Below are 245 nucleotides of genomic sequence, written 5' to 3' on the forward strand. Positions count from 1 at the left end.
CCCTATATCAAGCCCCCCATAAATGCATCTCCTGCCCCTATTCTATCTACAATGTGTGTGAGATCATAGGTCTTAGATGTTAACAGCTTTTTGCCATTATACATTATGGCAGAAATCTCGTTATGTGAAGAGCTGATAGAGTTTCTTTCTGTAGATGCTATTTTTTGAATGGAAGGATATGCCTTCATCATCGCCTGACATGCCTCCTCATAATTTTTGCCTGTAATGCCACAACAGTTCTCCAT

At 40.0% G+C, this 245-nt stretch carries 1 pseudogene; it reads right to left on the bottom strand.

Going from position 1 to position 245, the window contains the following annotated elements:
- Positions 1-2 precede the first annotated feature (2 nt).
- Positions 3-245, bottom strand: a pseudogene (locus KK060_RS24955) (sugar kinase); the annotation flags it as partial.

The organism is Chryseosolibacter indicum, from assembly GCF_018598585.1.
Classification (GTDB): domain Bacteria; phylum Bacteroidota; class Bacteroidia; order Cytophagales; family Cyclobacteriaceae; genus Chryseosolibacter; species Chryseosolibacter indicus.